Source organism: Microbacterium lemovicicum, assembly GCF_003991875.1.
In the GTDB taxonomy this organism is placed as follows: domain Bacteria; phylum Actinomycetota; class Actinomycetes; order Actinomycetales; family Microbacteriaceae; genus Microbacterium; species Microbacterium lemovicicum.
The window spans coordinates 2660003-2681037 of the sequence record NZ_CP031423.1 but is presented as its reverse complement, the minus strand read 5'-3'; the positions used below and the strand labels follow the sequence as shown (position 1 = coordinate 2681037).

At 71.1% G+C, this 21035-nt stretch carries 17 protein-coding genes; 11 read left to right on the top strand and 6 right to left on the bottom strand.

Annotation, left to right across the window (positions count from 1 at the left end):
• Window positions 1-4 precede the first annotated feature (4 nt).
• The 6 genes from CVS47_RS12525 (at window position 5) to CVS47_RS12500 (ending at window position 4590) form a co-directional block, all read left to right on the top strand.
• The gene (locus CVS47_RS12525; protein WP_127096378.1) at window positions 5-1006 is read left to right on the top strand and encodes a sugar phosphate isomerase/epimerase family protein; all 1002 of its coding nucleotides are present in this window, start codon (window positions 5-7) and stop codon (window positions 1004-1006) included.
• Between the two features lie 123 nt (window positions 1007-1129).
• Entirely contained in the window at window positions 1130-1714 is a 585-nt protein-coding gene (locus tag CVS47_RS12520; RefSeq protein ID WP_127096377.1) for an Rv0361 family membrane protein, read from the top strand.
• Window positions 1711-2523: a sulfite exporter TauE/SafE family protein gene (locus tag CVS47_RS12515; protein WP_127096376.1), complete on the top strand. Its 813-nt coding sequence runs from the start codon at window positions 1711-1713 to the stop codon at window positions 2521-2523. Before CVS47_RS12520 ends, CVS47_RS12515 begins: the two co-directional genes overlap by 4 nt.
• A gap of 63 nt (window positions 2524-2586) precedes the next feature.
• Window positions 2587-3033 (top strand): FAS1-like dehydratase domain-containing protein, encoded by a 447-nt coding sequence (locus CVS47_RS12510; protein WP_127096375.1) that lies wholly within the window; start codon window positions 2587-2589, stop codon window positions 3031-3033.
• Entirely contained in the window at window positions 3033-3440 is a 408-nt protein-coding gene (locus tag CVS47_RS12505) for a MaoC/PaaZ C-terminal domain-containing protein (RefSeq protein ID WP_127096374.1), read from the top strand. Before CVS47_RS12510 ends, CVS47_RS12505 begins: the two co-directional genes overlap by 1 nt.
• 13 nt (window positions 3441-3453) lie before the next feature.
• Window positions 3454-4590 (top strand): UDP-N-acetylmuramate dehydrogenase, encoded by a 1137-nt coding sequence (locus CVS47_RS12500; RefSeq protein ID WP_127096373.1) that lies wholly within the window; start codon window positions 3454-3456, stop codon window positions 4588-4590.
• Between the two features lie 105 nt (window positions 4591-4695).
• Here the strand turns inward: CVS47_RS12500 and CVS47_RS12495 are convergent, their stop codons facing one another.
• From CVS47_RS12495 to CVS47_RS12480, 4 genes are all read right to left on the bottom strand, one after another.
• On the bottom strand, window positions 4696-5730 hold the full coding sequence (locus CVS47_RS12495) for an alcohol dehydrogenase catalytic domain-containing protein (RefSeq protein WP_127096372.1): 1035 nt from the start codon (window positions 5728-5730) through the stop codon (window positions 4696-4698).
• 9 nt (window positions 5731-5739) lie between these two features.
• Window positions 5740-6939 carry a pyridoxal phosphate-dependent aminotransferase gene (locus CVS47_RS12490; RefSeq protein WP_127096371.1) on the bottom strand — a complete coding sequence of 400 codons (1200 nt, stop codon included), beginning with the start codon at window positions 6937-6939 and terminating at the stop codon, window positions 5740-5742.
• Window positions 6940-7085: 146 nt separating this feature from the next.
• Complete coding sequence (locus tag CVS47_RS12485) at window positions 7086-8546, bottom strand: dihydrolipoyl dehydrogenase family protein (RefSeq protein WP_127096370.1); 1461 nt, start codon at window positions 8544-8546, stop codon at window positions 7086-7088.
• Window positions 8547-8610: 64 nt separating this feature from the next.
• The gene (locus CVS47_RS12480) at window positions 8611-9501 is read right to left on the bottom strand and encodes an AraC family transcriptional regulator (protein ID WP_241240146.1); all 891 of its coding nucleotides are present in this window, start codon (window positions 9499-9501) and stop codon (window positions 8611-8613) included.
• 107 nt (window positions 9502-9608) lie between these two features.
• Here CVS47_RS12480 and CVS47_RS12475 point away from each other — a divergent pair, with 107 nt between their 5' ends.
• The 5 genes from CVS47_RS12475 (at window position 9609) to CVS47_RS12455 (ending at window position 17436) form a co-directional block, all read left to right on the top strand.
• The gene (locus CVS47_RS12475) at window positions 9609-12620 is read left to right on the top strand and encodes a DUF5107 domain-containing protein (protein ID WP_127096369.1); all 3012 of its coding nucleotides are present in this window, start codon (window positions 9609-9611) and stop codon (window positions 12618-12620) included.
• Window positions 12621-12625: 5 nt separating this feature from the next.
• Complete coding sequence (locus tag CVS47_RS12470) at window positions 12626-13549, top strand: aldose 1-epimerase family protein (RefSeq protein WP_127096368.1); 924 nt, start codon at window positions 12626-12628, stop codon at window positions 13547-13549.
• 223 nt (window positions 13550-13772) lie between these two features.
• Window positions 13773-14810, top strand: coding sequence for a substrate-binding domain-containing protein (locus CVS47_RS12465; protein ID WP_206502630.1), 1038 nt, complete (start codon window positions 13773-13775; stop codon window positions 14808-14810).
• 71 nt (window positions 14811-14881) lie between these two features.
• On the top strand, window positions 14882-16381 hold the full coding sequence (locus CVS47_RS12460; protein ID WP_127096367.1) for a sugar ABC transporter ATP-binding protein: 1500 nt from the start codon (window positions 14882-14884) through the stop codon (window positions 16379-16381).
• The gene (locus tag CVS47_RS12455) at window positions 16378-17436 is read left to right on the top strand and encodes an ABC transporter permease (protein WP_206502628.1); all 1059 of its coding nucleotides are present in this window, start codon (window positions 16378-16380) and stop codon (window positions 17434-17436) included. The genes CVS47_RS12460 and CVS47_RS12455 overlap by 4 nt, the downstream gene beginning before the upstream one ends.
• A 267-nt stretch (window positions 17437-17703) precedes the next feature.
• Here the strand turns inward: CVS47_RS12455 and CVS47_RS12450 are convergent, their stop codons facing one another.
• Window positions 17704-19296: an isocitrate lyase gene (locus CVS47_RS12450; RefSeq protein ID WP_127096366.1), complete on the bottom strand. Its 1593-nt coding sequence runs from the start codon at window positions 19294-19296 to the stop codon at window positions 17704-17706.
• Between the two features lie 45 nt (window positions 19297-19341).
• Window positions 19342-21000 carry a malate synthase A gene (gene aceB, locus CVS47_RS12445; RefSeq protein ID WP_127096365.1) on the bottom strand — a complete coding sequence of 553 codons (1659 nt, stop codon included), beginning with the start codon at window positions 20998-21000 and terminating at the stop codon, window positions 19342-19344.
• Window positions 21001-21035: the final 35 nt, after the last annotated feature.

Genomic DNA, 21035 nt, shown 5'->3' with positions numbered 1-21035 from the left:
CCTCATGGCGCGACCGATCACCCTCTTCACCGGCCAGTGGGCCGACCTCCCGCTCGAGGAGGTGGCGCGCCTGGCCGCCGGCTGGGGCTATGACGGGCTCGAGCTCGCGTGCTGGGGAGATCACCTCGACCCGTGGCGCTGGGACGAGCCCGGCTACGCGGAGGCGAAGCTCGAGCTGCTGGAGCGGTATGGCCTCAAGGTGTGGGCGATCTCCAACCACCTCAAGGGCCAGGCCGTCTGCGACGATCCGATCGACCACCGCCACCGCGACATCCTGAGCGACCGAGTGTGGGGTGACGGCGACCCCGAGGGCGTGCGCCGGCGCGCCGCGGAGGAGATGAAGAACACCGCTCGTCTCGCCGCGAAGCTCGGGGTGAAGACCGTGGTCGGCTTCACCGGGTCGAGCATCTGGAAGTACGTGGCGATGTTCCCGCCGGTCTCGCAGGAGGCGGTGGATGCCGGCTACCAGGACTTCGCCGACCGCTGGAACCCGATCCTCGACGTCTTCGACGAGGTCGGCGTGCGCTTCGCCCACGAGGTGCACCCCAGCGAGATCGCCTACGACTACTGGACCACCGTCCGAACGCTGGAGGCCATCGGCCACCGCCCGGCGTTCGGCCTGAACTGGGATCCGTCGCACTTCATGTGGCAGCAGCTCGACCCGGTGGACTTCATCCTCGAGTTCACGGACCTGATCTACCACGTGGACTGCAAGGACGTGAAGCTCAACGTCGGCAACGGGCGCAACGGCCGGCTCGGATCCCACCTGGCGTGGGCGGATCTGCGTCGCGGCTGGGACTTCGTGTCGACGGGGCGAGGGGACGTGCCGTGGGAGGAGTCGTTCCGCGCCCTGAACGCCATCGGCTACGACGGTCCCATCTCGGTCGAGTGGGAGGACGCGGGGATGGACCGGCTCCTCGGCGCTCCGGAGGCGCTGGAGTTCGTCCGGCGCAACGCGTTCGCAGCCCCGACGGCCGCTTTCGACGCCGCTTTCAGCGCCCGCTGACGTCGCCTCGACCGCCCGCCGACGATCCGTCGGCGGGCGGTCGCGCGCGCGTCGGCGGGCCTCGATGCGGCGATAGGCTGACCGTCGGCGATATCCGGTCGTCGCATCAGGAGGCAGGCGGTCATGACCACGACACCCCCCGGCTGGTACGACGACGCGCACGGCTCCGTGCGCTGGTGGGACGGCGAGCGCTGGACGGAGCACGTGCACGCTCCGGATGCCGCGGCATCCGCCCCCGCGCAGAAGCCGGCCTCCAAGCTCTGGATCCTGTGGGTGGTCATCGGCGTCGTCGTCCTCGGGTTCATCGTGGTCGCGTTCACGGTGATACCGCTCGTCATCGGTCTCCTCGCGGGCGGCGGAGCGGACTCCGATCAGGATGCCGCCGTCGCCGCCGTCCAGGGCTACGACGACGCCTGGCAGACGGCGGACTGCGACGAGTTCTTCGCGGTCACGTCGGCGGACTTCCGCACCTCGAACGAGCTGGCCGACTGCGAGACCTTCGAGGCGACGTCGGAGAACTTCCAGGACTCGGTGATCGACTACACCGTGGCCGTGGACGACGTCACCGCCGACGGCGACACGATCACCGTCGACACGACGGAGACCTACACCGACGCCGCCGACGAGGAGGCCGGGCCCGGCTCCTACGCCTACCGCTACGTCCTCGTCCAGGACGGCGACGCGTGGGTCATCGACGGTCTCCAGTGAGCGCCGCCCCGACTCCCGCCGCGGCCGGTCGTCCGGCGCGCACGCCCCGATTCGTCATCACCTGCATCGGCGTGGGGCTGCTCGCCGGCCTCATGTCGGGCCTCTTCGGCGTCGGCGGCGGCACGGTCATCGTGCCGCTCCTCGTGCTGATCCTCGGCTTCGACCAGCGGCTCGCCGCCGGCACGTCGCTCGCGGCGATCGTCCCGACCGCCACCGTGGGCGTCATCTCCTACGCCGTGCACGGCTCGGTGGCCTGGATCCCCGCGCTCATCCTCGCCGCCGGCGCCGTCGTCGGAGCGCAGATCGGCACCTGGCTCCTGCCGAAGGTCTCGCAGTTCGCGCTGCGCCTGGCCTTCGTCGCGTTCCTGCTCGCCGTGATCGTCAGCCTCTTCCTCATCGTCCCCTCGCGCGACGCTGTGCTGGAGCTCACCCTCTGGACCATCGTCGGTCTCGTGGTGCTCGGTCTCATCACGGGGGTGCTGGCGGGGCTTCTCGGGGTGGGCGGCGGCATCGTCGTCGTGCCGGCGCTCATGCTGCTGTTCGACACGAGCGACCTGATCGCCAAGGGCACCTCGCTGCTCATGATGATCCCCACCGCGATCTCGGGCACGGTCGGCAACCTGCGACGCGGCAATGTCGACCTCCTCGCGGCGGTGCTGGTGGGCCTCGCCGCCTGCACGACCACCGCCCTCGGGGCGCTGTTCGCGACCCTGCTCGACCCGCTGGCCGCCAACATCCTCTTCGCCGCGTTCCTCGTCTTCATCGCCACCCAGATGACGGTGCGCGCGGTGCGGTCGCGGAAGTCCTGAGCGCCGGCGCGGGTACGCCGACGGCCCGGGGTCGTCGTCCGGGGCCGTCGGTAGACTGGACGGATGCCGGTCAACCCCCAGCTCGTGGACCGCGAGTTCCCCCCGACGTCGCCCTATCTGGTCGGCCGTGAGAAGGTGCGCGAGTTCGCCCGCGCCGTCTTCGCCGACGCTCCGATTCACCACGACCCCGACGCCGCGAAGGCCCTCGGCTACGCCGACGTCGTCGCGCCGCCGACCTTCGCGATGGTCGTGCAGGACCAGACGCTCCAGCAGCTCCTGGCCGACCCCGACGCGGGGATCGTGCTCTCGCGGGTGCTGCACGGCGAGCAGCGGTTCCGCTACACGCGGCCGATCGTCGCCGGTGACGAGCTCACCGCCCGCCTCCACGTGCGCTCCGTGCGCGCGGTCGGCGGCAACGCCATGGTGACGAGCGAGGCCGAGATCGTGGGCGCGGACGGCGAGCACGTGGTCACGGCGACATCGATCCTCGTCGTCGGAGGAGACGCCTGATGGCCGCCGCACCCGTCGTGGGCGAGGTCGTCGCCGAGCGCGACGTGCACCTCACCCGGGAGTCGCTCGTGCGCTACGCCGGCGCGTCCGGCGACTTCAACCCGATCCACTACCGCGACGACGTCGCCGCCGAGGTCGGCCTGCCCGGCGTGCTCGCCCACGGCATGCTGACGATGGGTCTGGCGGTCGCGACCCTCGGACCGTGGCTGGCGGACACCGGCCGCGTCGCGGAGTACGGCGTGCGCTTCACGCGACCCGTGGTGGTCGACCCGGTCGACGGCGCCGACCTGCACGTGGTCGCCACCGTCGGCGCCGTCGACGACGAGACGGCGCGCATCGATCTGACGGTGACCGCGGCCGGAGCGACGGTGCTGGGCAAGGCCCAGGCTCGCGTCCGCCTCGTCTGAGCGCGCCCCTTCCATGACCGAGGTGACGCCCGTGCCGCTGTCGCAGCTGACCACGCTGCAGACGGGCGGCGCGCCCGCGCGCATGATCGACGCGCACACGCGCGACGATCTCGTCGACGGTCTCCGTCGCACCTGGGCTGGGGGCGACGACTGGCTCGTGCTCGGCGGGGGTTCCAACCTCTTCGTCGGCGACGAGCCGTTCGACGGCACGGTCGTGCGGATCCTGACGCGGGGGATCGAGCGGATGCCGTCGCCGACACCCGGTCGCGTCCGTCTCCGCGTCGAGGCGGGCCACTCGTGGGACGACCTGGTCGCCTTCTCCGTTGAGGCGGGACTGGCCGGCATCGAGGCGATGGCGGGCATCCCGGGCACGGTGGGTGCCGCCCCCGTGCAGAACATCGGCGCCTACGGGCAGGAGATCGCCGACACGCTGGTCGAGGTCGAGCTGCTCGACGAGGAGACCGGTGACGTCTCCACCGTGACCGCCGCCGAGCTCGGACTGGGTTTCCGCACATCGGTGCTCAAGCAGCACCACGGCTCGGTGGCGCAGCGGTCGGCCGTCATCCTGTCGGTCACGCTCGAACTGGTCGAGGTGGGCTCGGCCGAGCGGGCCGTCGCCGGCGACCAGCTGCGCACCGCGCTCGGACTCGGGCCCGAGGCATCCGTCTCCGTCGCCTGGATCCGCGATCACGTCCTGCAGACGCGCGCGCGCAAGGGCATGGTGCTCGACCCCGACGACCCCGACACCCGCAGCGCCGGCTCGTTCTTCCAGAACGCGATCGTGTCGGACTCCTTCGCGCGGACGCTGCCCGACGCGTGCCCGCGGTGGCCGTTGACGCCTCCCGACGACCCGGTCACGGTCATCCCGCTGGCCGCCTGGGACGGGTATCTGCCCGCCGCGCCGGAGTACCGCACCGAGGTGAAGGTGAGCGCCGCCTGGCTCATCGAGAACGCCGGGCTCCGCAAGGGCTTCCGGCTGCCCCGCTCCCGCGCGGCGCTGTCGACCAAGCACGCCCTCGCCCTCACCAACCGCGGGGGAGCGACCGCCGCCGAGCTCGCCGAGCTGGCGCGCTTCATCCAGGGGCGCGTGCTCTCCGAGTTCGGGCTCATCCTGCAGCCGGAGCCGGTGCTGGTCGGCGTCGAGCTCTGAGTCCGGCGCCGCGCGTCGGCGACCCGGTCTGCGAGGCCGGGCGGCTCAGGCCCGGACGGCTCAGGCCCGGACGGCTCAGTGCTGGACGGCTCAGTGCTGGACGGCTCAGGCCCGGACGGCCACGAGCATGCCCGGCGCACGCCGGGGGTCGTCCATCTCCGCCAGTGCGGCGGGGAGCTCGTCGAAGCCGATGACGCGGCCGCGCGTCAGGGCCGGGTCGAGCCTGCCGTCGGCGATATCGGTGAGCATCGACGGGTAGTCGCGGGCGCTCATGCCGTGGCTGCCGAGGAGGTCGAGCTCGTGAGCGATCACCTGCCCCATCGGCATCGCCGGCGTCGCATCCGCGTCCAGGAGCAGTCCGACCTGCACGTGTCGCCCGCGCGGGCGCAGCGACAGGACCGAGGCGATGCTGGTCTCGGCGCTGCCGAAGGCGTCGAGCGACAGGTGCGCCCCGCCGTCGGTGAGGGCGCGGACGGCACCTGCCGTGTCGGTCGACGGCGCGAGCGCGACGGCGCCGAGCGCCTCGGCCGCAGCCCGTGCGGCCGGTGAGACGTCGACCGCGACGACGCGGGCGCCCGCCGCCCGCGCGATGAGGATCGCCGACAGCCCGACACCGCCGCAGCCGTGCACGGCGACCCATTCGCCGCTCTGCACGCGCCCGCGCGTGCGCACCGCGCGGTAGGCGGTGGCGAACCGGCAGCCGAGACCCGCAGCATCCACGAAGTCCACCTCGTCCGGAAGCGCGACGAGGTTCACCTCGGCGTCGAGCACCGTCACCTCGTCGGCGAAGGAGCCCGCGACGGTGAAGCCGGGCTGCTCCTGTCGGGCGCAGACCTGCTGATCGCCGGTGCGGCACTGCTCGCAGTCACCGCACGCGAAGACGAACGGCGCCGTGACGCGGTCGCCGGGCCGGAAGCCCGTGACCTCGGCGCCGACGCGCGCGACGACCCCCGCGAACTCGTGTCCGGGGACGTACGGCGCGCGCACCGACGAGTCATGGCCCTTCCACGCGTGCCAGTCGCTGCGGCACACGCCGGTCGCCATGACCCGCACGACCGCGCCGGTGGGCGGGCAGACGGCATCCGGCAGCTCGACGGTCACCGGCGTCCGCCCGAACTCCTCGATCAGAACGGCCCGCACGGCGGCGACTCAGGAGAAGAGGTCCTGCAGGCGGCGCACGCCCTCGCGGATCGCGTCGTCGCCGAGGGCGTAGGAGAAGCGGAGATAGCCGCTCGGCCCGAAAGCCTCGCCGGGAACGGCCGCGACCTCGGCCTGCTCGAGGATGAAGTCCGCGAGCTCGAGGCTGGTCGTCGGCGTGACGCCGCGCCAGGTGCGTCCGAGCAGTCCGCGCACGTCGGGGTAGACGTAGAACGCGCCGCGCGGGGTGGGCACGCTCACGCCGTCGATCTTCGAGAGCTCCTCGACGATGAGGGTGCGACGGCGGTCGAACGCCGCGCGGAACTCCTCGGCCTCGGTCTGCGGGCCCGTCAGCGCGGCCAGCGCGGCACGCTGGGCGACGTTGTTGACGTTGCTGGAGAGGTGCGACTGCAGGTTCGCCGCCAGCTTGATGGCGTCCTGCGGGCCGACCATCCAGCCCACGCGCCAGCCCGTCATCGCGTAGGTCTTGGCGACGCCGTTGACGAGGATGGTCTGGCCTGCGAGGGCGGGGACGGCCTCGACGATCGAGACGGCGCGGACGCCCTCGTAGACGAGGTTCTGGTAGATCTCGTCGGTGATGACCCAGATGCCGTGCTCGAGCGCCCATTCGCCGATGGCGCGGGTCTGCTCGGGGGTGTAGACCGACCCGGTCGGGTTGGAGGGCGAGACGAAGACGAGCACCGTGGTCTTGTCGGTGCGCGCCGCCTCGAGCTGCTCGACGGTGACCAGATAGTCCTGGTCGGCGTCGGCGAACACCTCGACGGGCACGCCGTCGGCCAGGGCGATCGCCTCGGGGTACGTGGTCCAGTACGGCGCAGGCAGCAGCACCTCGTCGCCCGGGTTCACCACGGCCTGGAACGCCTGGTACACGGCCTGCTTGCCGCCGTTGGTGACGATGATCTGCGACGGCGCGACCTCGAGGCCCGAGTCGCGCAGCGTCTTGGCGGCGATGGCCTCCCGGAGCACGGGCAGCCCCACGGCCGGGGTGTAGCGGTAGTTCGCGGGGTCGTGCAGCGCCTGGGCCGCGGCATCCACGATGAACTCCGGCGTCGCGAAGTCGGGCTCGCCGGCGGCGAAGCTGATCACCGGGCGGCCGGCGGCCTGGAGGGCCTTGGCCTTGGCGTCGACCTTGAGGGTCGCGGACTCGGCGATGGCGGAGAGCTTGCGGGAGAGCGGGGCGCGTTCTGTCACGCCTCCGAGCGTACCGGTCGGGCGTGTCGCCGCGCGGGGCGTAGCGCGTGGGTCGACCGGTGCGCGACACGTCGCAACACGCCGTCTGCGCCGCGCACCGCGCGGCGTGTTGCGACGTCTCGCGGAGCGCGAGATTCGCCCGAGGATCAGTGCTCGCCGCTCTGTGCGGCTGCACCCGCGCGGAGGAGCCCCCGCGCCGCGTTGCCGATGATGGCGCTGTAGGTCGGGTAGGCGAACTTGACGCCGGCGAGGGTCGCGACGTCGATGCCGGCCGCCATCGCCGTGGTCACCGACTGGATCACCTCGACCGCGTTCTCGCCGACGGCGTGCGCGCCGAGGATGAGCTCGCGCCGGTTGTCGGCGATGAGCTTGAGGAAGCCGACGCCGCGATCGTCGATGACGGCACGCTCCAGGTCGGAGTACCGCGCGGTCGCGACGATGCACTGGGCGTCGCGGCCGCGGGCCTGCTCCTCGGTGAGCCCCACGCCCGCGTAATCCGGGTCGGTGAACCCGCCCGCGGGGAGGAGGTGGTGGGGCGTGCGTCGGTTCGCGTCGAGCACGGCGTTCTCGGCCGCCGCCTCGCCCTCGAACTGCGCCGCCTGCACGAGCATGTCGCGGCCGTTCGCGTCGCCGACGGCGAAGATGTGGGGCACGTTCGAACGGAAGTACCGGTCGACGGGGATCGACGAGCGCGTGACCTCGACGCCCGCGTTCTCGAGTCCGAGGTCCTCGACGTCGGCGGGCCACCCGGTCGCCATCACGACGGCGTCGAAGGAGTCGTGGCGCTCGCCGCCGCCCTCCGACCACGTCAGCACGATGCCGCCGTCATCCCCGCGCGCGAGGGAGGACACCCCGGAGATGCCGGTGCGCACATCGATGCCCTGGGAGACGAACGACGCGGTGACGGCGGCCGCGACATCCGCATCGGAGGGCATCAGGATGCGCGGCGCGAGATCCAGGAGCACCACCTCGGCTCCGAACGAGTCGAAGACGGTCGCCAGCTGCACGCCGGTGTTGCCCGCGCCGATGATCGCGACGCGTCGGGGGAGTGCGGGCAGGTTCAGCACGTGCTCGGGCACCGTGGCGAGCTCCGCCCCCGGGATCGGCAGGAGGCGCGAGTGGCCGCCGACGCAGACGAGGATCGTGGATGCGGCGACCCGCCGCCCCGAGTCCAGGAGCAGTGTGTGCGGGTCGGCGAAGCGTGCCCGGCCCTCCTGGATGAGGGTGATGCCGGCCTCCTCGAAGCGCCGCGCCTCGGCCTTGACGCCCCGGACGGCCTCGACGCGCTCGTGCACGCGCGCGACGGTCGCGGGCCAGTCGATCGGCTCCGGGTTCGTCGTGATCCCGTAGGCGGAGGCGGCGCGCACGTCGCGCATGAGGCGGGCCGTCTTGGCGAACACGCGGGTCGGCACGCAGCCGGTGTTGACACAGGTGCCGCCGAGTCGCTCGGACGACTCGAGCACGACCACGCGCGCACCGAGCTCGGCGGCGCGGATCGCCGCGGCGGTGCCCGCCGGGCCGGCGCCGATCACCGCGACGTCGAACCGCTCGTCGAGGGGGGAGGGCGCGGCATCCTGAGCCGTTCCGATGGCGGCGATGGAGCTCATGCGGTCCTCTTCCTCTGGCCTGCGCCCAGTCTCGCACCGGCCGGCGACGGGCGGGCCGGTGGCGTCAGGCCTTGTGGTCCGCCCGGTAGGCCGACGGGCTCACGCCGTGCACCCGGCGGAAGTGGCGGGAGAAGTAGAGCGGATCGCTGTAGCCGACCGCCGTGGCGATCTCGGTCACCGTGCTGGTCGTGGTGTCCAGCAGTGCGCGGGCGCGCGCCATCTTCAGGGAGGTGTGGAAGGCGCCGGGTCCGCCGCCGGTCGTCTCACGGAAGAGGGCGCTGAGGTGCGACGCCGACATCTGCACGATGGCGGCGAGTTCGGCGACCTGGATGCTGCCGTCCACCCGTGCCTCGAGGTAGCGCATGGCCCGCTCGAGCGCCGACCCGTCGGCGGGCAGCACGCTGTCGGCTGCCAGCCGTGTCATCAGGTGGGTCGCCGCGCCGGACGCGGCGATGAGCTGCACCGGCGACAGGCGCCTCTCGAGCATCGTCACCAGTTCGTCGAACAAGGCGACGACGCGGTCGAGGGAGCGCGGCTGCAGCGTCTGCTGGCCGCCGCCGCCGAGTGCCGCCGTCAGGTCCGCCACGTCGGTGCCGCGCACGTGCAGCCACCAGATCGTCCATGGAGTCGTCTCGGACGCGCGGTATTCGTGCGCGGCGCCCGCCGCGATGACGATTCCGGTGCCCGCCGACACCGCGGAGGTGTCGCCGTCCACCACGACAGTCCCGGAGCCGGCGACGCAGAGCAGGATGATGGTCTCCCGAGCGCCTTGCGGTCGCCGCATCCGATGTCCGGCCGCCGCCGGGAAGTAGCCCGCGTCGGTCACCGTGAGGCGGCGCGTCACCGGCTTGGACAGGGCCTGCTCCACCTGCGGTCGCGGCACGACGCACAGTCGCTGGTTGTCGAAACCCTCCGTGCGGTAGTGCGGAGCGCCGACGGCCATAGCTTCGTCCATGTTTCTCCTCGTTCACACCATACTGGCGCGGCCCGCTCCGCCGTAGTGTCGGTGCGATCACCCCTGCGCCGACCCCCGGTGCCCATGACTCACCGAGGAGATCGACGATGACTGTCGAGCTGACGCCCGACGTTTCCGGTGCCCCTGGGCCTGCTGCGCCTTCGCGGACGGACGCGCACCGACTCGTCCTGCCCGATGCGCCGCCGGCGCTGGCCGAGACGCTGTCCGACGGCGGCGCTGTCGCGTGGGAGGAGTCGCTGACCATCCACACGTACGAGCCGGATGCGCCCAGTCGCTATCCCATGTACCTCGATCACCGCGTGTACCAGGGCTCCAGCGGGAAGGTGTACCCGCTCCCGTTCATCGAGGGCATCGCCGACGAGGGCGCTCCCCGCGAATGGAAGGCCGTGCACCTCGAGAACGCCTTCGTGCGGCTCGTGGTCCTGCCCGAACTCGGCGGGCGCATCCATGTCGGCTACGACAAGACCACCGGCTACGACTTCTTCTACCGCAACAACGTCATCAAGCCGGCTCTCGTGGGTCTCGCCGGTCCGTGGATCAGCGGCGGCGTCGAATTCAACTGGCCCCAGCACCATCGCCCGGCGACCTACCTGCCGGTCGAGACGCAGATCGAGCGGGCCGACGACGGCTCCGTGACGGTGTGGTGCTACGACCATGAGCCCTTCGCGCGCATGTCGGCTCATCACGGCGTGCGGCTGCGCCCCGACAGCTCGGTCGTCGAAGTGGTGGTGCGACTGCACAACCGCACGAAGGAGCGTCAGACCTTCCTCTGGTGGGCCAACGTCGCCGCACGGGTGCACGACGACTATCAGTCGTTCTTCCCCGAGGACGTCCGGTACGTCGCCGACCACGCGCGCCGGGCCCTCACCTCGTTCCCGGCCGCCGATCGGCCGTATTACGGCGTGGACTATCCCGCCCTCGCCGCCGAGCGCGAGGGAGCCGACCGCATCGACTGGTATCGCAACATCCCGGTGCCGACGTCGTACATGATCGTGGATTCGGCGGAAGACTACTTCGGCGGGTTCGACCATGCGGCCGGCGCGGGCTTCGTGCACTGGGCCGAGCGCCGCATCTCCCCCGGCAAGAAGCAGTGGACCTGGGGCGACGCGCCCTTCGGTCACGCCTGGGATGCGCAGCTCACCGACGACGACGGGCCGTACGTGGAGCTCATGGCCGGCGTGTACACCGACAACCAGCCCGACTTCAGCTGGCTGCTGCCCGGGGAGACCAAGCTGTTCAGCCAGTACTGGTTCCCCATCCCCGACATCGGCGTCGCGCACCAGGCGACCCCCGACGCGGCCATCCACGTCGATCGGTCGGCTGAGGGCATCCGCATCCGTGCCGCGGTGACATCTCCTCAGGTCGGCGCCATGCTGACCGCAACCGTCGACGGAGTCGTCGTCGCCGCGAGGCGCGTCGATCTGCGCCCGGGAGACGTGGCCGAGCTGAACGCGGATACCGTCGGCGACGCGCGTGCGGACCCGTCCGTGGAGATGACGTCCGGCCTGCGGGTCGAGCTGCGCGATGCGCGCGGCCGACTCCTCGTGGGCTGGGAGCCGGTGGAGGTCACCGAGGGCGAGCCCTGGGTGGCCGCCGAGCCCGCGCTCCCCGAGGCGATCACCTCGGTCGAGGAGCTCTACCTCACCGGCGTGCACCTCAGCCAGTACCGTCACCCTACGCGCTCGCCCATCCCGTATTGGAACGAGGCGCTCCGACGGGACCCGGGCGACGTGCGCACCAACCTCGCGCTCGCCGACCGCGACTACCGCGCAGGACGCTACGCCCCGGCGCTGGAGCGCATCGATCTCGCGCTCAAGCGACTGACGCGACGCAACGCGAACCCGATGGACGCCGAGGCCTTCTACCTGCGCGGACTTGTCCTCGCGCGGCTCGGACGTCGCGAGGAGGCCGAGCAGGCGTGGGGGAAGGCCGGATGGGACGCCACCTGGGCGGCGGCGGCGGGGTTCGCGCTCGCGCAGTCGCTGGCCTGCACGCAGCGCAACCGCGCCGCTCTCCGGGTGCTCGACACGCTCGACGGCGCGGTCGGCCACGACGCGCGGCGCGGTGCGCTCCGGGTGATCATGCTGCGCCGCCTCGGGCGGCACGACGAGGCGACCGACGTGCTCCGGGCCGCCCTCGCCGACGACCCGCTCGACGCCCTCCTGCGCGTTCTCGGCGGCTCGACGGCGATCTCCGACGCCGGCGTGCTGCGGGACGTCGCGCTCGACCTGCGCGACGCGGGGGAGGGGGATGCGGCCGCGGAGCTGCTCGACACGGTGACCACCGCCGCGGTCACGCCGGCCGGCAACCACACTCCACTCGCGCACTTCCTCGCGGCTGCCCTGCGGGACGCGCAGGGGCGCACCGAGGAGGCCGCCGCTCACCGCTCGCGGGCGCGGGCGGCGGATGCGAGCTGGGCCTTCCCCTCGGGGCTGGACGACCTGGACGCCCTGGATGCCGCACTGGCCGCCGACCCGTCCGACGTGGTCGCGCGGGGACTCCGGGCGATGCTGCTGTACGGCCATGGCCGCCGCGGCGATGCTCTCGCGGACTGGAACCGCGCCGTGACGGCGGAGACCCGCGACGCGGTGCTGCTGCGCAACGCGGCGCTCGCCGCCTACAACGTCGGCGGCGACGACGACACCGCCTGGGGCCTGTACGCGCGTGCGATCGCGGCCGCGCCGGGTGACGCCCGACTGCTGTACGAGCAGGATCAGCTCGCGCGCCGACTCGGCGACAGCTCCGCTGCCCGACTGGCGCGCCTCGAGCCGCAGGAGCAGCTCGTGCTGACCCGTGATGATCTGACGATCGCCTACGTCGGCCTCCTCGTCGCCGAGGGCCGCGCCGGACGCGGATACGAGATCCTCACGACCCGGCCGTTCCATCCCTGGGAAGGGGGCGAGGGCGCTGCCCTGGAGGCGTGGGATGCTGCGCGCACAGCGCTCGGCATGGACGTCGCTGATCCTCCCGCCTCCCTCGGGGAGACGCGCGCGCAGTACGTCCCGCCCGTTGCGCGGCACGACAACGGCGAGACCGACTACTTCGCCACGAGTCTCCCCGAGCTGCTGCTGTTCTCCCGGGAAGCGGCGGACGACTGACCGGGATGGTTCCGCTGTCGGGTGTTGCGTACGCGCTCGAGCGGGGTGAGTACCGGGCATCGATCGCGGGCGTCGGCGCCAGCCTGCGCGCGCTCACCTTCGGTGGCCGCGCTCTGGTGGCGGACTACGCGCCGGACGTGATGCGCCCGGCGATGAGCGGCGCCGTCCTGGTGCCCTGGCCCAACCGCATCGCCGACGCGCGCTACGTCTTCGCCGGCGAGACGCACGAACTGATCGTGAACGAAGCCGCCACCCGCACCGCGAGCCACGGCCTCGTCGCCTGGCAGGAGTTCGCGGCCGCCGCCCGGACGGCGTCGTCGGTCGTCCTCCATGCGGTGCTGGCGCCGCAGCCGGGATACCCGTGGCGGCTGAGCGTCGAGGTGGCGTACGCCCTCGAGGAAGACGGCCTGCACCAGTCGCTCACGGTGACGAACGAGTCGGGTTCGCCGGCGCCGGTGGGGCTCGGATCCCACCCGTATCTCGTCGCCGGGCCGCCTGTCGACGACGCCGTCGCCGACTGGACCCTGACTCTGCCCGCGGACGACGTCCTCCTGACCGACGATCGGTTCCTCCCCACGCATCTCGTCCCGGTGACGGTCGCGGCCGGGGGCGCCTACGACTTCCGCGAAGGGAAGCGCCTCCACTCGGCGGTCGTGAACCACGCCTTCACCCGACTCCGCCGCTCCGCGGACGGCCTGGCTCACGCTCGCCTCGTCCGCGATGACGGCACCGGGGTCGAGTTGGCCTGGGACGGCGACTGGGTGCAGGTGTACACGGCGGACGAGCCGAGCGGAGGGCTCCGGCGGTACGCCGTGGCGATCGAGCCGATGACCTGCCCGCCGGACGCCTTCCGCTCGGGCGTCGGTCTCCGCGTCGTCGACCCGGGCGGGAGCACGACGATGAGATGGGTGCTGCAGGCACGGGGATGACCCGGCCGGTCGTCCACTCATGATCCATGCGAGTCGGACGAGCCGGGCGGACCAGTACGGGATCGCGTATCTCCGGGCCCGCCGCCGCCAGAGTATCGTCCATGTTCGCAGTCCGATAGTCCTGCGATCCCGTGCGCGGCAGGTCGTAGCCTCGAAGACGCACCGACAGGAGCATCCATTCCCGGCAACAGCGCCGGGCGATCAATGAAGACAAGGAATGCGGATGATCACTTCGAACAAGCGCGTGCGGTGGGCGAGCCTCGCCGCCGTCGGCCTGACCTCGCTCGCGCTCACGCTGGGCGCCTGTTCCTCCGGGATGGAGACCTCCGACACCGGGGCCGCCCCCTCGGGCGGATCGGACGGACCGCTCACGATCGCGTACCTGCAGAAGCAGGGCGACCAGCAGTACTTCATCGACGAGGCCCAGGGTGCCGTCGACGCCGCCGACGCGGCCGGCGACGTCTCGGTCAATGTCGTGGACCTCGGCACCGACGCCAACAAGGCCATCTCCGAGGTCGAGGCCGCCATCGCGCAGGGCGTTGACGGCATCATCATCGTCGTGCCCGACACGCAGATCGGCCCCCAGGTCATCCAGCTCGCACAGGACGCGGGCATCCCGATCATGGCCTCCGACGACCCGATCTCCGACGGCGCGGGCGAGCCCGCCGCCTTCACCGGCTTCGACGGTACGTCGATGGGTGAGCAGGTCGGCGCCGAGGCTGCGCGCCTCTACCAGGAGGGTGGATGGGCGGCCGCCGACACCCGCATCCTCTCCGCGTACCGTCAGGATCAGCAGAACTGCGTCGAGCGCGTCGACGGCGCGGCCGCATCGTTCTCCGAGGCCGTCGGCGACGCTCCCGAGACGATCGACATCGGCACCGACAACTCCGCGACCGACGCACAGGACAAGGCCGGCGCGGTCATCACCGCGAACCCCGGCGTGACCAACTGGGTGGTCTGGGGCTGCAACGACGAGAACGAGACCGGCGTGGTCACCGCGCTCCAGAACGCCGGAGTGTCGCCGGACAACATCATCGGCGTGGGCCTCGGGGCGTACCTGACCTGCAAGGACTGGAAGGCCGGGCAGAACACGGGCAACAAGGCCGCGCTGTTCATCTCCGGCGTCGAGGTCGGCAAGGCCGCGGTCAACTCGATGGTGGACCTGCTGCGCAACGGCACGGCGCTGCCGCCCGCCACGGTCGCCGACACGACGATCGTCGACGCCGACAACTGGGAAGCCAAGGGCGTCGTCTGCACCTGACGCCTCTGAGCGAGGGGCCGCCTCACGGCGGCCCCTCGTCCGTCCCATCGATCCGACAGGATGAGAAACCGATGAGCGAGACCGACGTCGCCCTTCGCGCGACCGGAGTGACGAAGAATTTCGGCGCCGTGAGAGCGCTGCGGGGAGTCGAGCTCGTGCTGCGCGCGGGCGAGGTCACCGCCCTCATGGGCGAGAACGGCGCCGGCAAGTCCACTCTCCTGAAGATCCTCAACGGCGACTACCGGCCCGATGAGGGCCAGCTGTCCATCGACGGTGAGCCGGTGAACTTCGGCGATCCCTCGGATGCCCGAGCCGCCGGCCTCCGCGTCATCGCTCAGGAGCCCGAGATCATCCCGTGGGTGTCCGTCGCGGAGAACATCTTCGTCGGGGCGCTGGGATCGCTCGTGTTCAGCCGCCCCGCCCTGCTCCGTCGCTGCGACGAGGCGCTCAGGGAGTGGGGATTCCAGCGCGTGCTGCGCTCGGACGCCCTGGGCGCCGACCTCTCGCCCGCTCAGCGTCAGATCGTCGAGATCATGCGGGCTGTCGTCACCTCCCCGAAGATCATCTGCTTCGACGAGCCGACGTCCTCGCTCGGCGACGAGGAGGTGACGCTGCTGTTCGCGATGATCCGGCGGCTCCAGGCCGACGGGGTCGCGATCGGGTACGTGTCCCACCGCATGGGCGAGATCTTCCAGCTGGCCGACGACATCACCGTCCTCCGCGACGGGGCCTTCGTCGGTACGAAGCGCGCCACCGAGACCACCCACGACGAGCTCGTGCGGATGATGGTCGGCCGCGATCTCAGCCAGTTCTTCCATCGCGATCCGGCGCCGCTGGGCGAGGTCGTGCTGGAGCTCGACGACGTGACCAACGAGCACGTCACCGACATCAGCCTCACCGTGCGCGCGGGTGAGGTGCTGGGCATCGCCGGACTCGTCGGTGCAGGCCGGAGCGAGCTGATGAAGACCATCGCGGGAGACTTCCCGATCACGGCGGGACGCATCGTCGTCGAAGGTGTGCCCCGCCGCATCCGGCAGCCCGCCGACAGCATCCGCGCCGGCATCGCCCTGGCACCCGAGGAGCGCAAGGCCGAGGCGCTGCTATTGCAGCGCTCGGTGCGCGACAACGCCGCGCTCGCCGTGCTCTCGCAGCTCTCCCGGTGGATCTTCGTCCGAGACCGCGCCGAGCGTGCGCTCGCCCGGGAGTACGTCGAGACGCTGCGCATCCGCACCCCCTCCACCGAGCAGCTCGTGGGCAAGCTCTCCGGCGGCAACCAGCAGAAGGTCGTGCTGGCCCGATGGCTGGCCACCACCCCGAAGGTGCTGCTGCTGGATGAGCCCACGCGCGGCATCGACGTCGGGGCGAAGTCCGAGATCTACGCGATCATCGACCGCCTGGCCCACGAGGGCGTCGCTGTCGTGGTGGTCTCCAGCGAACTGCCCGAGGTGCTCGGCGTCGCCGATCGCATCTACGTGATGGCCGCCGGACGCATCCGCGGCGAGCTGACGCGCGCCGAAGCCACAGAAGAGAACATCCTGGCGCTCGCCATGGATGAGGAGGCGGCAGCATGACCACCGCCCCGAAGGAAGGAACGCACGTGACGACGACCTCATCCACCGCGGTGCAGACAGGTGCCATGGAGGTGGAGCGGCCCTCGCTTCCCAAGCGCATCGTGAGCGTCGTCGGGGTGCAGAACATCTCGCTGATCATCGCGATCGCGCTCGTGGTCGCCATCATCGGCATCCAGAACCCGCTGTTCTTCGGTGTGGCGAACCTGCGGGTCATCGGCACGGCCATCACGATCATGGGCCTCCTCGCCGTGGTGCAGACGATCGTCATCATCCTCGGCGCCCTCGACATCTCGGTCGGGTCGATCGCCGGACTGACCTCGGTCACCTCGGCCATGATCTTCACCGCCGCCGGCACCGCCGCGGGCGTGGCCGGCGCGATCGCCATCGGCGTGCTGTGCGGTCTGATCAACGGCTGCATCATCGTCTTCGGCCGGGTGAACCCCGTGATCGCCACCCTGGCGACCCTCGCCGCCTTCATGGGGGCCGCGCAGCTCATCTCCGACGGCCGTGCGCAGGGGTACACCGGCGCCGACCCGTTCTTCGTGTTCCTGGCCCGCGGCGCGATCATCGGGGTGCCGGTGCTCATCTGGGTGCTGGTGATCGTCGCAGCGCTCGCCTACGTGGTGCTGCGGTTCACCTCCATCGGCCGCAACATCTACGCCGTCGGCGGCAACAACATCGCCTCCCGTCTGGCCGGCATCAACATCAACCGCTACGTGATCGGCACGTACATGATCACGGGCGCCGTGGCGGCGATCGCCGGCATCCTGATCACCGCACGGACGGGATCCGGCCAGCCGGTCTCCGGCTCGGAGGGTCTCGAGCTGCAGGCCATCACGGCGGCCGCCCTGGGTGGTGCCGCGCTCAAGGGCGGCAAGGGGACCATCGTCGGAACGCTCCTGGCGGTCATCCTGCTCGGCGTCCTCACCAACGGCATGACCCTCCTCGGCGTCAACAGCTTCTGGCAGAACGTCGCCCAGGGGGCCTTGCTGGTCATCGCCGTCGTCATCCAGCAGCTGCGCTCCGGGGAGCGGCGCATCGGCATACCCGGCTGACGCCGCCGACCGCCGCCACCGCGAAACGTCGCAACACGCCGCGCTCCAGCGAGGAGGCGCGGCGTGTTGCGACGTTTCGGCGACGGTGTGGTGGAGCCGATTCAGCGACGGTGTGCCATCCCCAGCTGACGCGGCCGAAACTCACGAAACGTCGCAACACGCCGCGCTCCAGCGAGGGGGCACGGCGTGTTGCGACGTTTCGCCGACGATGGGGTGGAGCCGGTTCGGCGACGAGGCGGCGGCACCGATCGGCGCCGCCGCGTCCGCTCAGCCGAACTGGTTCATCGTGTTGTCCTTGCCACCGGCCTTGAGGGCGGCCTCGCCGGCGAAGTACTCCTTGTGGTTGTCGCCGATGTCGGAGCCCGCCATGTTCTGGTGCCGCACCGTGGCGATGCCCTCGCGGATCTCGCGGCGCTGCACGCCCCGCACATAGGCGAGCATGCCCTCCTCGCCGAAGTAGCCCTTCGCGAGGTCATCCGTCGACAGCGCCGCCGTGTGGTACGTCGGCAGGGTGATCAGGTGGTGGAAGATGCCCGCCCGGGCCGCGCCGTCGCGCTGGAACGTGCGGATCTGCTCGTCGGCCAGCCGGGCGAGCTCGGTGTCGTCGTAGTCGACGCTCATGAGGTCGGACCGTTCGTAGGCCGACACATCGGCTCCTCGCTCCGCGAGCAGGTCGTATGCCTGCTGACGGAAGTTGAGGGTCCAGTTGAACGACGGGCTGTTGTTGTAGACGAGCTTGGCGTCGGGGATCACCTCACGGATGCGGTCGACCATGCCCGCGATCTGCGCGATGTGCGGCTTCTCCGTCTCGATCCACAGCAGGTCGGCGCCGTGCTGCAGCGACGTGATGCCGTCCAGCACCACACGGTCCTCTCCCGTGCCCGCGCGGAACAGATACAGATTGCTGGCCAGGCGTCTCGGGCGCAGCAGCTTCCCCTCCCGTCGGATCACCACGTCGCCGTCGACGAGGTCTGCGCCCGTCACCTCCTCGACGTCGAGGAACGCGTTGTACCGGTCGCCGAGATCCCCCGGCGTGCGCGAGTACGCGATCTTCTGCGTGAGCCCGGCGCCGAGCGAGTCGGTGCGGGCCACGATGATGCCGTTGTCGATGCCGAGCTCGAGGAACGCGTAGCGCACCGCCGTGATCTTCGCGAGGAAGTCCTCGTGCGGCACGGTGACCTTGCCGTCCTGGTGACCGCACTGCTTCTCGTCCGAGACCTGGTTCTCGATCTGGATCGCGCAGGCGCCCGCCTCGATCATCTTCTTCGCCAGGAGGTAGGTCGCCTCCGGGTTGCCGAAGCCCGCGTCGATGTCGGCGATGATCGGCACCACGTGGGTCTGGTGGGTGTCGATCTGCGACTGGATGAACTCGACCGCGGTGTCGTCGCCGGCCGCCCGCGCGCGGTCCAGCTGCGAGAACAGCAGGTCGAGCTCGCGTGCGTCCGCCTGCCGCAGGAACGTGTAAAGCTCCTCGATCAGCGCCGGGACGGCGGTCTTCTCGTGCATGGACTGATCGGGCAGCGGACCGAACTCCGAGCGGAGCGCGGCGACCATCCACCCGGAGAGATAGAGGTAGCGCCGGTCGGTGCTCTTCAGATGCTTCTTGATCGAGATCAGCTTCTGCTGGCCGATGAACCCGTGCCACACCCCGAGCGACTGCGTGTAGAGGGAGGAGTCGGCGTCGTACTCTGCCATGTCGCGCCGCATGATGTCGGCGGTGTACTGCGCGATCTCCAGTCCCGTGCGGAAGCGGTTCTGCGTCCGCATCCGCATCACGTACTCGGGGTCGATGGAGGCCCAGGTCGGTCCGGCCGTCTCCGTGAGCGCGCGGATCGCCGCCAGGTCGTGATGATTCGTCATGTCGATGTCCTTCGTCGTCGTCGTCGGATGCTGTCGGTGGGCGGGTCAGTCGAGGAACGCCAGGTAGGCGGCCGTCGTGAGGAACGGCGGGAACTCCTCGCGCAGGGCGACGTCGCGGAAGATCTGCGCGGCGTCGTCGAAGCGGTCGCCGTCGGCACGCGGGGCCTCGGCGAGCACACGCTCGATGAGACGTTCGACGTACTCGCGGGTGATCTGCTGCCCGAGGTCGGTGCGGTGCTCCTGATGGATCCACTGCCACACCTGCGACCTGCTGATCTCGGCGGTCGCGGCATCCTCCATCAGGTTGTCGATGGCGACGGCTCCCAGACCGCGCAGCCACGCCTCGAGGTAGCGGATCGCCACCGACACGTTCGCGTGCACGCCGGCGGCGGTGACCGGGCGTCCGATGTGCACGTCGAGCAGATCGGATGCGGCGACCTGCACGTCGTCGCGCTGCCGATCGAGCTGGTTCGGGCGGTCGCCGAGAACGGCGTCGAACTCGGCCAGGGCGGTCGGAATCAGGTCGGGGTGCGCCACCCACGTCCCGTCGAAGCCGTCACCCGCCTCGCGCTTCTTGTCGGCGGCGACCTTCTCGAACGCGCGCGCGGTGACCTCGAGGTCGCGGCGGTTGGGGATGAAGGCGCTCATCCCGCCGATCGCGAAGGCGCCGCGCCTGTGGCACGTCTTGACGAGCAGCTCGGTGTAGGCCCGCATGAACGGCACCGTCATCGTCACCTCGCTGCGGTCGGGCAGCACGAAGCGCGCTCCGCGGCCGCGGTAGTTCTTGATGATCGAGAAGATGTAGTCCCAGCGTCCGGCGTTGAGGCCGGCGCAGTGGTCGCGCAGCTCGAAGAGGATCTCCTCCATCTCGAACGCCGCCGGCAGCGTCTCGATGAGCACCGTCGCGCGGATGGTGCCGTGCGCGATGCCGAGGTGGCGCTCGCTGAAGGTGAAGACGTCGTCCCACAGCTTCGCCTCCTCACTGGACTCGAGCTTCGCGAGGTAGAAGTACGGCCCGCGTCCACGGGCGATGAGCTCCGCCGCGTTGTGGAAGAAGTAGAGCCCGAAGTCGACGAGCGATCCGGATGCCGCGAGCTCGCGCCCCGTGCGATCGGTGATCCGGATGTGCTTCTCCGGCAGGTGCCAGCCGCGCGGACGCATCACGATCGTGGGGGTGCGCTCGGCGGTGACCTCGTACGTCCTCCCCTCCGGCGAGGTGAAGCGCAGGTCGCCGCGGATCGCGTCGCGCAGCGAGAGCTGACCCTCGATGACGTTGCGCCAGGTGGGGGAGGTGGCATCCTCCTGGTCGGCCAGCCACACGCGCGCTCCGGAGTTGAGGGCGTTGATCGTCATCTTCGGGTCGGTCGGCCCGGTGATCTCGACGCGGCGGTCGTCGAGTCCGGGGCCGGCGCCCGCGACACGCCATCCGAGGTCGTCGCGGATGTGCGCGGTGTCGTCGCGGAAGCCGGGGTCGTGACCGTTGCCGATCTCGAAGCGGCGACGCAGCCGCGCGGCCAGGCGATCGTGGCGCCGGCCGCCGAAGCGCGTGTGCAGCGCGGTGAGGAAGGCGATCGCGTCGGGCGTGAGGATCTCGTCGTATCGCGGCGCGAGCGGTGCCGTGATCTCCAGCCGCGGTTCGTGCGCCACCGTCGGGATCGGGCCGGTGCGGGTGGAGGAGGTCGGGAAGGGGGCGGTGAGGGTCATGTCGCGTCCTGGTCTGTGTCAGTGGTGTCGGTGTC

What these genes read in the sequence shown, in the direction of transcription:
- CVS47_RS12455 (WP_206502628.1), top strand. Translation starts at nt 16,378, where the DNA reads ATGACCACCGCCCCGAAGGAAGGAACGCACGTGACGACGACCTCATCC.
- CVS47_RS12480 (WP_241240146.1), bottom strand. Translation starts at nt 9,501, where the DNA reads ATGGACGAAGCTATGGCCGTCGGCGCTCCGCACTACCGCACGGAGGGT.
- CVS47_RS12520 (WP_127096377.1), top strand. Translation starts at nt 1,130, where the DNA reads ATGACCACGACACCCCCCGGCTGGTACGACGACGCGCACGGCTCCGTG.
- CVS47_RS12460 (WP_127096367.1), top strand. Translation starts at nt 14,882, where the DNA reads ATGAGCGAGACCGACGTCGCCCTTCGCGCGACCGGAGTGACGAAGAAT.
- aceB (WP_127096365.1), bottom strand. Translation starts at nt 21,000, where the DNA reads ATGACCCTCACCGCCCCCTTCCCGACCTCCTCCACCCGCACCGGCCCG.
- CVS47_RS12500 (WP_127096373.1), top strand. Translation starts at nt 3,454, where the DNA reads ATGACCGAGGTGACGCCCGTGCCGCTGTCGCAGCTGACCACGCTGCAG.
- CVS47_RS12465 (WP_206502630.1), top strand. Translation starts at nt 13,773, where the DNA reads ATGATCACTTCGAACAAGCGCGTGCGGTGGGCGAGCCTCGCCGCCGTC.
- CVS47_RS12450 (WP_127096366.1), bottom strand. Translation starts at nt 19,296, where the DNA reads ATGACGAATCATCACGACCTGGCGGCGATCCGCGCGCTCACGGAGACG.
- CVS47_RS12470 (WP_127096368.1), top strand. Translation starts at nt 12,626, where the DNA reads ATGGTTCCGCTGTCGGGTGTTGCGTACGCGCTCGAGCGGGGTGAGTAC.
- CVS47_RS12505 (WP_127096374.1), top strand. Translation starts at nt 3,033, where the DNA reads ATGGCCGCCGCACCCGTCGTGGGCGAGGTCGTCGCCGAGCGCGACGTG.
- CVS47_RS12510 (WP_127096375.1), top strand. Translation starts at nt 2,587, where the DNA reads ATGCCGGTCAACCCCCAGCTCGTGGACCGCGAGTTCCCCCCGACGTCG.
- CVS47_RS12525 (WP_127096378.1), top strand. Translation starts at nt 5, where the DNA reads ATGGCGCGACCGATCACCCTCTTCACCGGCCAGTGGGCCGACCTCCCG.
- CVS47_RS12475 (WP_127096369.1), top strand. Translation starts at nt 9,609, where the DNA reads ATGACTGTCGAGCTGACGCCCGACGTTTCCGGTGCCCCTGGGCCTGCT.
- CVS47_RS12485 (WP_127096370.1), bottom strand. Translation starts at nt 8,546, where the DNA reads ATGAGCTCCATCGCCGCCATCGGAACGGCTCAGGATGCCGCGCCCTCC.